General features: G+C 49.1%; 15 protein-coding genes and 1 riboswitch. Of the genes, 11 read left to right on the top strand and 4 right to left on the bottom strand.

Annotation, left to right across the window (positions count from 1 at the left end):
• Positions 1-21 precede the first annotated feature (21 nt).
• The 3 genes from A8709_RS30640 to A8709_RS30630 all read left to right on the top strand — a co-directional run bounded on the left by A8709_RS30640 (position 22) and on the right by A8709_RS30630 (position 3,155).
• Complete coding sequence (locus A8709_RS30640) at positions 22-987, top strand: LacI family DNA-binding transcriptional regulator (RefSeq protein WP_065858389.1); 966 nt, start codon at positions 22-24, stop codon at positions 985-987.
• 36 nt (positions 988-1,023) lie between these two features.
• Entirely contained in the window at positions 1,024-1,788 is a 765-nt protein-coding gene (locus tag A8709_RS30635) for an EcsC family protein (RefSeq protein ID WP_065858387.1), read from the top strand.
• 137 nt (positions 1,789-1,925) lie between these two features.
• Positions 1,926-3,155 carry an NAD(P)/FAD-dependent oxidoreductase gene (locus A8709_RS30630; RefSeq protein WP_065858386.1) on the top strand — a complete coding sequence of 410 codons (1,230 nt, stop codon included), beginning with the start codon at positions 1,926-1,928 and terminating at the stop codon, positions 3,153-3,155.
• Between the two features lie 73 nt (positions 3,156-3,228).
• Here A8709_RS30630 and A8709_RS30625 read toward each other — a convergent pair whose 3' ends face one another.
• Positions 3,229-4,680, bottom strand: coding sequence for an MFS transporter (locus tag A8709_RS30625; RefSeq protein ID WP_065858384.1), 1,452 nt, complete (start codon positions 4,678-4,680; stop codon positions 3,229-3,231).
• Positions 4,681-4,846: 166 nt separating this feature from the next.
• On the opposite strand from A8709_RS30625, the gene A8709_RS30620 reads away from it, so the two are divergent.
• The 4 genes from A8709_RS30620 (at position 4,847) to A8709_RS30605 (ending at position 8,909) form a co-directional block, all read left to right on the top strand.
• The gene (locus A8709_RS30620; RefSeq protein ID WP_065858382.1) at positions 4,847-5,293 is read left to right on the top strand and encodes a GNAT family N-acetyltransferase; all 447 of its coding nucleotides are present in this window, start codon (positions 4,847-4,849) and stop codon (positions 5,291-5,293) included.
• Between the two features lie 198 nt (positions 5,294-5,491).
• Positions 5,492-5,643, top strand: a riboswitch (cyclic di-AMP (ydaO/yuaA leader).
• Positions 5,644-5,747: 104 nt separating this feature from the next.
• On the top strand, positions 5,748-7,583 hold the full coding sequence (locus A8709_RS30615) for an APC family permease (RefSeq protein ID WP_065858380.1): 1,836 nt from the start codon (positions 5,748-5,750) through the stop codon (positions 7,581-7,583).
• 43 nt (positions 7,584-7,626) lie between these two features.
• A complete protein-coding gene (locus A8709_RS30610) occupies positions 7,627-7,887 on the top strand; it encodes a YqkE family protein (protein WP_065858378.1) in 261 nt (86 codons plus the stop codon).
• An 11-nt stretch (positions 7,888-7,898) separates the two neighbouring features.
• Complete coding sequence (locus A8709_RS30605) at positions 7,899-8,909, top strand: polysaccharide deacetylase family protein (RefSeq protein WP_244163355.1); 1,011 nt, start codon at positions 7,899-7,901, stop codon at positions 8,907-8,909.
• A 16-nt stretch (positions 8,910-8,925) separates the two neighbouring features.
• On the opposite strand, the gene A8709_RS30600 is transcribed toward A8709_RS30605, so the two are convergent.
• Positions 8,926-9,141 (bottom strand): hypothetical protein, encoded by a 216-nt coding sequence (locus A8709_RS30600; RefSeq protein ID WP_065858376.1) that lies wholly within the window; start codon positions 9,139-9,141, stop codon positions 8,926-8,928.
• Positions 9,142-9,304: 163 nt separating this feature from the next.
• Here A8709_RS30600 and A8709_RS30595 point away from each other — a divergent pair, with 163 nt between their 5' ends.
• Positions 9,305-9,880, top strand: coding sequence for an NUDIX hydrolase (locus tag A8709_RS30595; RefSeq protein ID WP_065858775.1), 576 nt, complete (start codon positions 9,305-9,307; stop codon positions 9,878-9,880).
• Entirely contained in the window at positions 9,877-10,299 is a 423-nt protein-coding gene (locus tag A8709_RS30590; RefSeq protein ID WP_065858374.1) for a DUF1284 domain-containing protein, read from the top strand. Before A8709_RS30595 ends, A8709_RS30590 begins: the two co-directional genes overlap by 4 nt.
• A 126-nt stretch (positions 10,300-10,425) precedes the next feature.
• Here A8709_RS30590 and A8709_RS30585 read toward each other — a convergent pair whose 3' ends face one another.
• The gene (locus A8709_RS30585) at positions 10,426-11,073 is read right to left on the bottom strand and encodes an SOS response-associated peptidase (protein WP_065858372.1); all 648 of its coding nucleotides are present in this window, start codon (positions 11,071-11,073) and stop codon (positions 10,426-10,428) included.
• Between the two features lie 201 nt (positions 11,074-11,274).
• Positions 11,275-12,387, bottom strand: a complete 1,113-nt coding sequence (locus tag A8709_RS30580; protein WP_065858370.1) for a GGDEF domain-containing protein — start codon at positions 12,385-12,387, stop codon at positions 11,275-11,277.
• 155 nt (positions 12,388-12,542) lie between these two features.
• On the opposite strand from A8709_RS30580, the gene A8709_RS30575 reads away from it, so the two are divergent.
• Together A8709_RS30575 and A8709_RS30570 are read left to right on the top strand one after the other, a co-directional pair.
• Complete coding sequence (locus A8709_RS30575; protein ID WP_065858368.1) at positions 12,543-14,744, top strand: ATP-binding protein; 2,202 nt, start codon at positions 12,543-12,545, stop codon at positions 14,742-14,744.
• A gap of 225 nt (positions 14,745-14,969) precedes the next feature.
• Positions 14,970-15,548 carry a Pvc16 family protein gene (locus A8709_RS30570; RefSeq protein ID WP_244163353.1) on the top strand — a complete coding sequence of 193 codons (579 nt, stop codon included), beginning with the start codon at positions 14,970-14,972 and terminating at the stop codon, positions 15,546-15,548.
• The last annotated feature ends 3 nt before the right edge of the window (positions 15,549-15,551 follow it).

Genomic DNA, 15,551 nt, shown 5'->3' with positions numbered 1-15,551 from the left:
TAAACGTTAGGAGCTGTTTTTGTGATCAGCATAAAAGATATTGCGAAAAAAGCGGGCGTTTCGATATCGACGGTGTCTTATGCACTGAACGGCAATCCGAAAGTAACGGAAGAAACGAGCGCGAGGATTCTGAAGATCGCTCGTGAAATGGACTATGTCCCGAATGCCGCGGCGAGAACATTAAAGAGTCGGTCCTCCAAAATCATCGGTGTGTATTTGACTGATTTCAGTGGGGCCTTTTATGGCGAAGTATTGCAAGGGATGAAAGAAGTGCTGAACAAAAGAGGCTATGATCTTATTGTGTGCAGCGGTTCTTATTCACATCGGTTGCTGCCTCAGCGTATGATTGATGGCGCTATCGTACTGGATCATTCGTTCGCTAGTGAAGAACTGTTGCAATTAGCCGAACGTGGGCATAAATTGGTTGTATTGGACCGGGAGCTGAACCATCCGAACGTGAACCAGGTCCACTTAGACAACAAAGCGGGAGCTGCGTTGGCCGTTGAATATGTGATTGAAAAAGGTCATAGGAAGTTGTACGTGGTGACAGGACCGCAGGGATCATACGACTCTAAACAGCGATTGCAGGCTGCGAAGCAAGCCATTGAGCGTAATCCTGACGTGGTTTATGTTGAAATTGAGGGTAACTTCACGAAGGAATCCGGCGAACTAGCCGCCAAGCAGATCATGAAAGAATATAAGGAACCGGTTGCGGTTTTTTGCCTGAATGATGAAATGGCGATCGGATTGTATAACACACTGGTCAAAGCTGATTTCCGAATTGGCGAACAGATTCACATTATCGGCTTCGACAATATCGAACTTACCCAATATACCCAGCCGCGCCTAGCGACGATTGACTATTCCAAACGCAAGTGGGGGGCTTTGGCTTCTGAGCAGCTGATTAAGCTCATTATGGGTGTACCGGTGGAGCATGAGCGGATTTATGTGACGTTGATTGAGGGCGGCTCCGTGGGTGAGGGATGAGATCCTAAGGATGATGACGGGGAAGGTGGGGGAACGATGGAGCCATTCACAATCTACGAGCAGCAAATGCAGCGGAAGCTGACAAGGTGGGGAATTCGGCTGCAGAAGGAGCCAAATCTGCTCGAGCGCGCCTCGAAGTCCATTCAAAACCGCATCAACCAAGTGATTCCGGATAAAATTCATACTACCATCACCGCGACGGTCAAAGGGATTGTGCAAACGACCTTGTTCGGGATAACGTATATGCCAAAAACAGATCCATTGCGTGGCGTGTCGATGGCAGATCGCGATGCGAAGGCGGAGGAACTGCTGTCGCTGTACAAAAAGATCGCCGCCGCCGAAGGCGCAGGAACAGGAGCGGGCGGTATTTTGCTTGGGCTGGCTGATTTTCCGATTCTCATCGGGATTAAGCTGAAGTTTCTCTTTGAATTGGCGCACGTTTACGGGTACTCGACCCATGATTATCGAGAAAGATTATTCATTCTCTATGTGTTTCAATTAGCGTTCTCCAGTGCGAAGAAGAAGCCGGAGCTGCTTCATACGATTAAGAATTGGCCTGCGATTTCGCAGACGTTCCCCCCTGCCGCCGACGTCATGAAGCAAGTGAATTGGTTGCAGCTGCAGCAGGAGTATCGGGATACGATCGATTTTCGTAAAATGCTTCAGCTCATCCCCGGTATTGGTGCTGTCGTTGGCGCTTGGGCCAACTTCGGTTTGCTGGAGGAGCTCGGTGTGGCTGGTATGAACTGCTATCGGATGCGCAATTTGCAAGACAAAGCAGCGGAGCTGGCTGACAAATAGTCGAACGATCCGTTCTTTCTGTCAATTTCCCGCATACACTAATAAAGAGTCGGTTATCGGCTCCGCTTGTGAATTTTTGTGATTATTTTCACAAGCCTATATGTGATTTAATTCACAATCGGAGGAGTGTTGAGACGATGAGCACAACCAAGATCGTAATCTTAGGTGCGGGCTACGGCGGACTTGTCACAGCGATAAGGCTGCAGAAGAAGATGAGACGGAAAGAATTGGACGTTACACTGGTTAACAAACATGATTATCATTACATCACGACCCATCTGCATATGCCGGCTGCCGGTACCGACCATCACGAGAATGCGCGCGTGACGATTTCGGATCTGATTGATGAACGGAAGATTCGTTTCGTGAAGTCGACGGTTAGACAGATTTTGCCTGATGAGAAGAAGGTTGTGCTGGATGAGGCTACACTCGATTACGATTATTTGGTGGTCGGGTTGGGGAGTGAAACGGAGACCTTCGGCATTCCTGGGATGCAGGAATATGCCATGTCGATCAAAAGCATTAACAGTGTCCGCTTCATCCGGCAGCACATTGAGTATATGTTCGCTAAATCCAAAATGGAGCCGAAGCGCAAGGACTATCTCACCTTCGTCGTGGGAGGTGCGGGGTTCACGGGAACGGAATTCGTGGGGGAGCTCGCTGACCGCATTCCTGTTCTCTGCAAAACGTATGATGTCGATCCTACGGATGTCCGCATCTATAATGTGGAAGCCTCCCCATCGGCGCTGCCGCCTGGGCTGCCCATCGATTTGATCGAATACGGAATGGAAGTGATGCGCCGTAAGGGCGTGCAATATAAGCTGTCTACGGCGATTAAAGCGTGCACAGCGGAAGGTGTTATTCTAGGTAATGGGGAGTTCATTCGAGCGGGTACGATCGTCTGGTCGGGGGGAATTCGCGGGAATTCTTTGTTGCAGCAAGCAGGGTTTGATGTGCAACGCGGCCGGGTCAAAGTGGATAGCTGCCTGCGTTCGTATCAATTTTCGGATGTTTTCATCACCGGCGACTGTTCGATCGTCACGAGCCCTGAAGGTACACCGTATCCTGCGAATGCCCAAATTGCCGTCCAGCAAGGCTATAATGCGGCGAGGAATCTCCTACAAATGGCTCGAGGCAAAGAAATGAGGCCGTTTGTTTATGATTACAAAGGTACGGTTGCTTCGTTAGGCCGTGGGGATGCCGTCGGTTTACTCAAAGTGAAGAAAGTGAAAGGCCGGCTCGCGTCTTTTCTCAAAAAAGTGATCGATGCGCGTTACCTTTATCTCATCGGCGGCATTCCACTCATTTGGAAGAAGATGATTCGGAAGCAGAAATCTGCAACCCGCAATTATCATGTGCCCAATTAATCCCGTTGAACGAAGAAAAAGCTGGTAGGAGCGGTCGCCATGGACCGAATCTCATACCAGCTTTTTCTATATGTTAATCCGTTGCAATCGCGGCACTCGTTGCACTGCCGCTTACTTCGGAATTTATAGAGGCAGCGGATTTGCGTTTCCGCGAATAGCTCATATAAATGAGCGAACTGCCAATCGTTAGAAAAGCGATAACCGCCATCCCCCAGATCAGGTTGTCAAAAGCTCGCTCCAGCGGCAGCGATTTCTGCCAGACGAGCGCACTGCCAGAGAGTGCCACGGCGAAGGCGCCGCTGAAAAACTGCAATAATTGGAACAAGCCCATACCTGATCCAATACGGTCCTTCGCTAATTGCCGCGAGAGCTCATTGGATACGGCGCTGGACAATGTCGTGAAGCTGACGCTGACCAGGATGTAGAGCACAGCAATCCAATAATACGAATAGACGGCTGTCAGAGCTAACAGCACCGTGGAGGCGAGAAGCAGCCAAGGCACATAGCGAAGTAGTGCAGTATTCCCGTAGCGGTCAATGATGCGGCCCACGCGGTTGGAGACCAGCATGGCAATGAGCGCGCCTGGAAAAAGCAATAGTCCTGAAGTCAGCGGCGCTAGGCCGAAGACTCTAGCCAGCATTTGCGGCGCTAAGAATAGGAAGCCGAAGCTGACCATATAGGACGTAACGCCGATGGCGCTAAGTGCCATGTAAGGCCTGTCGGCGAAGAGCGAAGGCAGCACGAAGGGCTGTGAAGCCCGGCGAATACGCCATGCGAACAGGGCTAATGCGATCACGCCTGCTAGAAGGGCGTAGATGCTTTTGGACGTAAGGAACAGCAGGAGACCTGTTGTCCCGATTCCGAGCAGCACGGCACCGATGAAGTCGAATGAGCCGCTTTCGGCTTTTTCTTTTGGGATAAGAATCAGGAAGATAGGTATCAGCAGTAAAGTGATGCCTGTGATCACCAACAAGAAGTGCCAGCCCAAATACTGCACGATCGAACCGCCTGCGACGGGCCCAAGTCCCAGCCCGAGTGACGCGGCGGACAGGATAAGTGACATCGCTCTGCCTCGACGAGCAAGAGGAATGTAACGCGTAACGAGCACGATGCCAAGCGATGGGATTGCGCCAGCGCCTGATGCTTGGATGAGCCGCGTAATCAGCAGCGTCCCGAAGCTATTCGTGAACAGCCCTAGGAGCGAGGCGCCGCCAAGCGAAATCAGCGCTATGAGATAAAGCCTACGAATCGGCACGAAGTCCGATAAGCGGCTGTAGGTGATCGATGAGATGGCGAAAATGATGGAATACCCCGTGACGATCCAAGAGGCTGTCGAGGGGCTGAGTCCGAATTGCACTGAAATTTTGGGCAGCGCCAGATTGAACATCATTGTATTCATGATCACCAATACAATGGTAAAACAGAGCAGCCAAGAAACCGGCGTTTCGCGTAAACGACTAGTCGTTTCAGGTTCATTAGACGTGTTTCCTGAGCGGTGAGGTGAAGCCGTTGCTTGCGTTGACATGGTACACCATCCGATCTATAACTATAATTTATTTTGTTACAGTTTATCATGGCGGGTGGGGAGTGTCAATGAAATCAGCCCGATTAACAATAAATAAACATTGTATAATTATTCATTTTTAAGTATTATTATTCATTATAATTGTTGGAAAAGTGAGGTTCATACCATGTCATCTATCATTAGAGAAGTAGAATTGAAAGATAAGGAATTACTAACAGAGTTGATGTATGCTTATATTGTAGGCTTTTATGGGAAGCCGCGACCGGACGTTGCCAAGATTCATCGGCTGATTAGCAACTTACATCATGAACAAGGCGGTATACAATTCGTAGTCGAAACGGAGGGGCAGCTCATCGGGTTTGCGACGTTGTATTTTGCCTGGAGTACGATGAGGGCTGATCCGATTACGATCATGAACGACCTCTTCTTATTGGCACCATTCCGTGGGACGGCGGTGGAAGAAGCGTTGTTCCGACATTGCCAAAACTATACAAAGGAACACGGATATGCTTATATGTCGTGGATAACTGGAAGGGATAACGTTCGGGCACAAGCGTTCTTTGATCAGATGGGTGCAACTCGTACGGATTGGGTGAACTATTCAATAAGATAGAATTGAACCTTGGAAGAATGCAAGTCGTCGTTTGCTCAAAATACCTCGACTCACTACGAGAACGGAAGATAATCAATGATCTAGGTGAATGTAAGCGAATTATTGAGGAAATGGAGAGGGGGAAAGAAGCTTTTTACGTTTTTTCCCTCCTTTACTATGTTGACAGAAGAGAGTAGTATTCAACACGTACAAGAACAGTTGAATATTTCGCTTAATTTTCAGTTAAGAAAAGCGGGGGAACCACGCATTCTATGGGGTGAATAACGGTGCTGATAGCAAGTACCATTTAGGGCAGATTTCTCGCGGCCCGAACCCGACAGCTAACCTCGTAAGCGAACGTGAGAAAGGAGAACATGTGGTTATCACACACAAGGTCTATCCTTGTGTTTTTTTGCGTCCTTTTATCAAATAAGTGTAAGGAAAGACTAGGTTTAATTGGAGGAACGACCACGAAATGACAAGTGATTCATTGAAAAAGATTGTGTTTGGCAAGCCGCTGAAGTCTAGCGAAATGGAATCAGAGAGAATGCAGGTCTGGAAAGCTCTACCGATCCTGTCTTCAGATGCGCTGTCTTCCGTCGCTTACGGAACGGAGCAAATTCTGCTTGAGCTCGCTACCGTTGGGGTTGCCGCATTTGCGTTCTCTTTACCCATCGCGCTTTCAATTATTGCCTTGATTCTACTGCTCGTCTTGAGCTATAGACAAGTGATTGAAGCCTACCCAATGGGTGGCGGTGCGTATATGGTAACGAAAGAAAATTTAGGGATGGTGTGGGGACGACTCACTGGCGTCTCGCTGTTAATCGATTACACCTTAACGGTGGCCGTTTCGATCTCAGCCGGTGTTCAGGCCATTACGTCAGCATTTCCTGCCGCGGTGCCTTATATCGTGCCACTTACGGTGCTTCTAGTTTGGGTAATGGTTTGGCTGAATTTGCGAGGTACCTCTGAATCGGGTACGGTCTTCGCGATTCCAACATACTTTTTCATCTTATGTATTCTAGTGCTGGTAGGTAAAGGTATTTACGACATGATGACGGGCTCGTTCAATACGCATGCCATCGAATTCGTACCTAACTCAGCAACGAACTCATTAACGTTATTCGTTCTTCTGAAAGCTTTCTCATCAGGCTGCTCCGCGGTGACGGGGATTGAGGCGATTTCTGATGCTGTACCTCATTTTCGCACACCTTCCGTCAAAAATGCAAAACGTACGCTTTTATCCCTTGGGGTATTGCTGGCTATCGTCTTCGGCGGCGTCACGTTGATTGCCTTAGCTTATGGAATTTCACCAGATCCGAACGGGCATACATCTGTATTATCTATGGTAACAGAGCAAGCATTTGGCCGTGGATTCCTGTACTACGCCACTCAAGTCGCCACGATGCTAATTTTGGTGCTGGCGGCCAACACGAGCTTCAATGGGTTCCCGATTCTGGCTTCGATTATGGCACAGGACAAAAACTTCCCGCGTATGTTCTCATACCGTGGTGACCGACTTTCGTATCACTATGGCATCATTACGTTAGGCGTGTTAGCAAGCGTTCTGCTCATCGGTTTCAAAGGGAGGACAGATGCACTCATTCCTCTTTATGCGATCGGCGTATTCTTATCCTTTACCCTGGCTCAAAGCGGTCTAGTCCGTAAATGGATTCGTGAACGCGCGAAAGGCTGGATCGGAAAGCTGATCATTAATGGGCTCGGCGGCATTGTGTCCCTGGCGGTTCTGATCATTTTCTGTATCACCAAATTCAGTGAAGGTGCTTGGATTGTCATTATTGTGACACCGATTCTCCTCTGGCTGATTACGCAAATTAGTCACCATTACGATGACGTGGCCAAACAGCTGCGTATCGATATCACACAAGATCGCGTGTGTACCAAAGAACCTGTTATCATCGTTCCTGTAGCTGGGATTCACCGCGCTGTAGAGCAAACCTTGAACTACGCGAAGTCACTTTCGCCGAATGTGATTGCCTTCTATGTCTCCTTCTCCGATGAAGAAGAGGAAGCGATGCAGGAGAAGTGGCAGATCTGGGATCCGGGTGTCCGACTCGTGGTATTCAAATCCAGATACAGAACGATTTTCAAGCCATTGGTGGAATTCATCGAACGGATCGATACGCACGTATCTGAAAAGCAATCCATCATGGTTATTCTACCGCAATTTATCCCGAAAAAATGGTGGCACCGACTGCTTCATAACCAGTCCGCGGCGCGTATTCGTTCCAAGCTCCAATCCGATAAGGATATCGTAGTTGCGACAGTGCCGTATCATTTACACCAGTAGACGTGTACAATAATAGGGAGACCAAGCTAACGAGGTGACCCCTATGGTGAAGAAAAAAGGTAAAGTAACGCAAGCTCCTGCTAGCGTGCAAGATAAACCGGCTACACTCAAGGATCTGCTGCGTCCAGAAATTCTAGAAGGACTTAAAGCGCAGGCCGATGCGATGAAAGCCGAAGAACAGGCGAAGAAAGATGCGGAGCGAGCGAAGGCAGAAGCCGCTCGCAAGGCGGAAGAGAAGCGTCTGGAGAATGATTTTGGTTATCAGCTGGAGAAAAGCAAGTTAGATTGGCGGAAGCATAAATGAGGGGGCGCACGATGTGCCTCCTTTTCTTTATGGGCGCGATGATGGTGCTTGCGGGTTGTGAGGCGGGGCAGGGCGGTGAAGCTGCAGGGGCAAGTGCGTCAGATACAATAAGTGCAACTACGGTGCCAACCGGAGCGACTGCAACCAGTGCGCCAAGCGCACTTGTAAGTGCCCCGACTAGCACGCCTGAGCTCGAGCATACATCAGCTCCGGAACCTACACAATCTCCGGCAGGCTCATTCCCATCACCATCCGCTAGTCCGACGGCTCAACCGGTTGCTACACCACATAAGGAAGCAACGCCAGCCTTTGCAGCTGTAGAGAAATCGTTGATCGACCGCTACGCTAGCATTGTACCCACGAAGTGGGGAGAGCGCATCTCTGGCGTGAAAACGAAGCTGCATACGAAGGATAAAGTTATCGCGCTGACCTTCGATGCTTGCGGTGGGAAGGATGGCAGCGGCTACGATGAGAAGCTAATCCAGTACTTGATTCAGGAGCATATTCCCGCGACGTTGTTTATTAACGGTAGATGGATTGCTGCGAATCCAGCAACCTTTGCCGCGTTGGCTGCGAATCCGCTGTTCGAAATCGAAAATCACGGCACCGAGCATCGTCCCCTGTCTGTGAATGGCAAGCTAGCCTACGGTATTGCGGGCACGAAGAACGTCAAAGAAGTCATTCATGAAATGAATGACAATGCAGATCAGATTGAGAAGCTAACGGGGAAGAGACCGACCTTTTTCCGCTCGGGCACGGCATTTTATGACGATGTTGCGGTATCCGTAGCCCATGATCTTGGCTTTGAGTTAGCGGGCTACTCGGTGCTTGGGGACGCGGGAGCCACTTATAACTCAGAGCAAGTGTACAATGCGTTAACGAAAGCCCAGAGCGGATCTATCGTCATCGCACATATGAATCATCCTGAGAAAGATACCGCAGAGGGCGTCATTAAAGCGATCCCGCAGCTGCGTAAAGCTGGTTTCAGCTTCGTTCAATTAGCTTCTTACCCTGAAGATTAGGGTGAGGGCTATTTTTTTACCTTTTTTTCATCTCAAAAAACTCACAAGCCTCTCGGTCATAATACGTCAGATCGCTAACACGGGTCTGCACAACGACAGTCGTGTCGCTGAATCGCAGGACGACGGCATTGGAATCGACGATATGATCGTCTTTGAAAATCCGCACAACCCCTTGTCGATCGATGACCTCCTGAAAATCTGAATCGGAATGTAAACGTTGATTTCTTGCCATGTAAAACTCTCCCCTAACTCAGTTATAATCGTTGCTTATATTGTAACACAAGGCGGCGATATGCCCGAATTATAGAGTTGCCTATTGTCCATCTTTCGCAGTAAGCTTGCATATAGATGAAATAAACGCATACATGATGGATGATCAAAGGGAGCTGAAACAGATGGAAGTCAAATTTTGCATGAGTTGCGGAGCTGCCATGGAGACGCGTGATATAGATGGAACCGAAAGACGGGCATGTACCGTGTGCAGCTTTGTTCATTGGGGAAACTACAGTATCGGTGTTGGTGCGCTTGTGATGAAGGATGAGAAGATTCTGCTTGTGCGCAGAGCGCAGGAGCCGGGCAAGGGCAGATGGACGAACCCGGGCGGCTATATTGAGCAGCATGAGCTGATTCAAGATACAATTGTCCGTGAAGTCATGGAGGAATGCGGCGTGGAGGCTTCCGTATCACGTCTAGTTGCCGTCCGCGATCTGCCGAGAAGCATTCATAATCTGTATATTGCTTTTGAAATGGATTACATCAGTGGAACCCCTCAGCCTGACGGTGTGGAGGTCGATGCTGCAGGCTTTTACAGCCTAGATGAAATGGCTTCTATGCCTGTCGCTGATTTTACCAAATGGCTCATTGACGTTGCCTTGCATTCCAAAGGAGACGGTCTCGTTGAGGATACAGAGCCTGTCATCCCAATGGCTGGTTACGGATTGTACCGTGTGCCTAAGGTTCAAAGCTTATGATCCAACTTCGCGGCCATCATCTGCTTTGCTTGTTAGGTTATCGAGGCATGGGATACTCGCCTGCATTTTGCGAAAATATGACCATTGTCTATGAGCATCTGCGCCAAGAGCCCCAAACGATGATTCGCGTTGTGCTCGGGCCTGATGATCTGTGCGCGGCTTTTCCGAGAGACCAAGAGGCGCATTGCGAGAATCGAACGGTTTATCAGCGTGATGCGGAGATTATTGCGAAATTAGGTTTGGAGGTCGGCATGGAGCGGAGCTGGGCCGCCATATGTGGGCAAGTGGCGCTCGAAGTGAAGCCAGCCGATATCAGCAACCTATGTGCGACTTGCCGTTGGGAGCCATATGGGGTGTGCGCGGATGGTGTGCGTATTATTGGTGAGGGTGGCGTTTTGCCGCCTGTTCCTAAGAAATAAGGCCTCAAACTTACAGCCTTGCATGCCCGATCTCCTTGCGACGATCCGGTAAGCGTGCATATCATTTCAAAAATAAGGGGCTGTCCACAAAGTAGATGAATCTACTTTGCAGACAACCCCTTTTACTCATACAAAAATACTGACATCCGCGCCCATCTCCAGCTTCTCAGAAGGGGACGAAAGAACGTTTGCGACCATACGCAGCTCGTCAATCGGTTGCAGATAGGATCTCAACTGGCGGCTGTCTTTTTGCTCAGGATGCAGCCATTTCTCCATCTGCTCCTCGTCCAGAATAGCGGGCATGCTCGCGTGGTAAGGAGAGACGACGGAATTCGATTCCGTCATGAGCATCATGCACGTACGCAGCTCCTCTTCGCCAGAAGGGGCTTTCCAAATATCATACAGCCCGGCAATGCCGAACGTACCGCTCCGCATTTTGAAACGAATCCACTCCGTTTCTTTCCCTTCCGTTACTCCCACATAGAAGCCACTGCAAGGGATGACACAACGCTGCTTTTTGACAATACGATCGAACACGATGTTGGAGAAAATGGAGTTGCGATCGCCGCATACCGCCTCCTTGGCCCAGAAAGGCATTAAGCCCCAGCGGAACTCATCCAGAATGCGCTCACCCTTGCGATTGATCATAACGGCCGAAACCGATTCAGTAGGGCGTACTTCATAGCGGTTGGAGCTGTAGGATAACAGCCGATCGACGCGGAATTGCTTCATGACTTCGTGAACATCAGCCAGAATGGCTATGGAATGACACATGTTATCACCTCATTAGATTTTAAACCTATCTCTATTCGCGGTCGCTCATCATCGAAGTTCCTCGATATAGGTATTCTCATTATTTTCCTAAAGCAACCAATTCATGTATGAGGGTTAACACTTTTTTCCACAGCAAACCATTTCTGGCTCCAAGACAAAAAAACCAAGAGCACCTTGCTCCCGGTTCTGAATGTGATAAGGCTATTCGGCTATTGGCATTTGAAGGTCTGCGGCATGTACATGAATGCAGTTTTTGCCATTGCGCTTGGCTTTGTACAAGCACTCGTCGACAAGCTGGAACCATGCTTTCTTCATTGTATTGCGATTGTAACTGGCCAGCCCAATGCTCATCGTTAGCTTCTGATCAGGCATTTCGGGAATGACAGTGGAGCGAATGTTTACCATAATTTCTTCACATATGGCTAGCACTTCAGATTGGGATTTCCCCACGAACAAGACAGCGAACTCTTCCCCGCCATAACGAAAAGACATATCATCAGGCCCAAGCACCTCTCTTAAGAGAAGTCCGATGGATTTGAGGACAACATCACCGACCCAATGACCGTAATTATCATTAATGAATTTGAAGTTATCAATATCCATCAAGGCAAGCTCCAGAGGGGTGTCCTCGGGCATGTGCGAAATCAGGTGATCCGTATGCTCTTGGAAGGAGCGATGGTTAAAAAGCTCGGTAAGCGCATCAACCTTGGACAGCCGATCAATCATCACGTTGCGAATCAGCAGATCCTGTTCGCGAACGACCGAGTTTTTCAGTTGAGCGAGTAAGGCGAGTCCGCGACCCATAATGAAAAAGCAAAGTAAGGCTGTTGCACTAAGAACGGTAACAGAAACGATAACATCGTAAGAGGTAATGGTTTGTCCGTCAATGCGCTGCGTCAGAAGTAAAATGATTAAACTAACAACGCTTGCACCATAGGCGAAGAAGATATATTTCTTTTGAAAATAGATAGAGGCCAGTAGAACAGGAAAACTAAGGAGTTCATAGCTGTTAGTCAGCTCAGGAATACATAGGATGAATATACAAACCATGGTCATGGTCCATAGGATCATGATAAAATCACAGTAGGGCTTCAAATAGGATATAGCCAAATAGCCAACACCCATCAGACAAAGCTGTAAGAGCGTGGGAACAAGCTGGAATTGCATAAAGGCATTGAACCAATCTGTCGGCTGCTCCTGCACTTCAAAGAACAAAGCGATCATAGCAGCTACTTCATAGATGATGAGGATCCACCATAACATTAGAATCAGCTTTCGATTCCAAGTTGGATCGTGTGCTGGAAGTTGTTCCATCAAAAGGTGGCCACTTTCCTTTCAGGGCAGTAGGTTTCGAAACGTTTTGTGCCTTATCCTGATATTGTAAAGAATAACCACCTAATTAAGCAAGCTATTTACGAGGGAATAGATCTTAAGTTTTGATAAAATATATCGAATCATTGGGGAGACCTATGGCAGCTCAAGGGTATGTGCACGCGTGGGAACATTATAAAGATGAACTTCATTTACTAGATAAAAAGCTAGAATTACTCTATAAGCGCCGTCAGAAGCTGACACCCGATCCGCAAACAGACTCGTTCCGGGGGATGTTTGTTTCCGAAGATGAATTCATTCGTCTTATTGGCGGACTAGGCAGTGAAGATGAATTGGAAGAGGACGAGCAAGAGATTGGTGAAATGATAGAGGAGCTGGAAGCAGCTATCTTACTTCGCCGAGAGGAAAGCCGCAAAGCGGGTCTTTTCCTGCCATTGGCGTATTTATCTACCGTTTTCGGCTTCTCTTCCATTGAAGAACGATTCGTCATGCTAGGTCTTGCTGTGGAGTTGGATCGGAAATATGAACGTATATTCGGCTTTTTGCTGGATGATCTTACTTCCAAAACACCGAATATTAGCCTAGCGTTGCAGATCGCTTGCCATAGTCCGGAGGAGATGCGGGCAGCTCGGACGACGTTCATGGCACCAGAGGGCAAATTGGCTCGCTATGTCCTGCATCCGGACACGCTGCATGTTAACGGCCAAACGCTTTTGTCGAGACCGCTGCAGCTCGATAAGCGGATTATTACGTTCCTGCTCGATTCCGGTGAGTTGGACCCTAAGCTGAAGCCTGCGGTTTCCATGGTCTATCCAGATGATGAGTTAGCTCCGCTGCTCGTTCAGGAGGATTTCCAAGAACGGCTGCGAAGCTTCATTGAAGTTGCTCTTGAAGCGCCAGTGGCAGAACGCAAACGGCTGGCATTCCATCTGTGGGGGAATGCAGGAGCAGGCAAAAAGCTGCAGGTCATGCATCTAAGCCGCACCTTCAACAAGCCGCTGCTGTTGGTTGATCTGGCCGATGTGCTGCTGCATGCGGCAAGCTTGGAAGACCAGCTTCGCGCAATTGTGCGCGAAGCGATTCTACACCAAGCCGTGCTGTGCTTCACACGGCTGGAGGTGCTCTACCCCGATGAGCCGGATCTGTTAGCGCAGCAGCGGCTCGGACGGTTTCACGAGCTGCTCGACGGCTACGGCGGCATGGTCTTTCTGCTAGCCGGGCGTTTCAACCGGCTGAGCTGGAAGCCCAAGGAGCGGCTGCTCCTTGAGCATGAACTTGCTGTGCCCGACGAGAGCGGGCGGGCGCGGCTGTGGCAGGCATTCGCGGAAGAGCTAGGCGTGGGCGCGGATGTGGACTACCGGGTGATGAGCGGGAAATTCCGCTTCACCCCGGGGCAAATACGCCGCGCGTTGGCGCTGGCGCGCGGGTACTCGGCCTGGCAGCAGGAGTCTGCCAGGGATGGCTCTGGTGGCGCGCTGCGCAGCGACGCGCTGTACAAGGCGTGCTACCAGCAGGTGCAGCACAAGCTGGAGCGCAAAGCGACGCGGATTGAACCGCGCTACGGGTGGGCGGATGTAATCCTCCCGCCCGAGCAGAAGGATCAGCTTCGCAACGCGTGCAATCAAGTGAAATATCGCGGTGTCGTCTACAGCGATTGGGGCTTCGAGAAGAAGCTGGCTTATGGCAAGGGGCTCAGCATGCTCTTCGCCGGCCCGCCGGGCACGGGGAAGACGATGTCCGCGCAGGTCGTTGCTGGGGATTTGCAGTTGGAGCTCTACAAGGTTGATCTCTCGCAGGTCATCAGCAAATACATCGGGGAAACCGAGAAGAACTTGCATGAGATTTTCGAGGAAGCTCAGCTCAGCAATGCGGTGCTGTTCTTCGACGAGACCGACGCGTTATTCGGTAAGCGCTCTGAGGTGAAGGACTCACATGATAAGTATGCGAACATTGAGACGGCCTATCTGCTTCAGAAAATGGAGGAGTACCAGGGCATCACGGTGCTTGCTACCAATCTATTAAACAACATTGATGAAGCCTTCTTACGGCGGATCAATTATGTCATTAAATTTCCATTTCCGGATAGTGAATATCGCGAGAAGATTTGGCAATCCATGTTCCCGCCAGCGGCTCCGCTTAGCGATGATGTAGATTTCAAATATCTTGCACAGCGCTACGAGATTGCCGGAGGGAATATAAAGAACGTTGTGCTCTCTTCTGCGTTCTTGGCAGCCGAGTCTGGCGAATCCATTCGGATGCAGCATATTATTAAATCAATCAGGCATGAGCTGCAAAAATCAGGCAAAATTCTCGCTCGTCAAGAGTGGGAGGATTACTAGATTAGTAACCAAAAGGGCAGGTTCACACATAGTGTGAGCTTGCCCTTTTGTCGGCTATATCCGCCACTTTTAGCCAAATATCGTCAAAAATCGGGACAAAAGCACAAATAAAAAATATATACCCTATAGTCATCCTGACGGTTTGCAATTATAATAGAAAAAGATACACAATGTGACATATTAAGCATCTTTTTTACATGAATACTAGGTAATTTGAGGCAGGAAGTGACACTCATAGGTAATTATTCTGTCATCGCTGATGTTAGTGCATCACTAGTCAAGCTTCTTAGAGAAAATATGACCCCAGACCCCATTCCTCAACCGGAAATGATAGGGCTTGCCTCGCCTGTCGATAAGGGAGACTTCTACTTATCTCTCTATCTGTACAATGTTCGCGAGAGCGGCAATAATCGTCAAACTCATATGATTGCTAGAGGAACGAATGAGATTCAATTTCCTCCCATGGTTGTCGATTTGAGTTACTTAGTCACGGTACAATCACCGGCTGAGCTTTCATCCAGAGCGCTGGATGAACACCGAATTCTAGGTAGGGCGATGCAGGTATTGTACGATCATTCCGTTCTACGTGGTTCGATGACCGTAGGTACATTGGCCGAGCAAGATGAAGAAGTTCGCATCGTCATGGACCCTTTTAAAGGTGAAAGCATCATGAATATGTGGAATTTCTCAGAAACCCCCTACAGACTCTCTGTCGCTTATACGGTTGGTCCTGTACATATCGATTCTACGCGTATCAAAACAACTAAAAGGGTTTCGGAAACCGATTTTCGTATTCAAGGTTAGGAG

Origin of the sequence: Paenibacillus pectinilyticus, assembly GCF_001700435.1 — a bacterium.
GTDB lineage: Bacteria > Bacillota > Bacilli > Paenibacillales > NBRC-103111 > Paenibacillus_E > Paenibacillus_E pectinilyticus.
The sequence above is the reverse complement of the archived record's forward strand: the minus strand, read 5'-3'. Positions and strand labels throughout refer to the sequence as shown.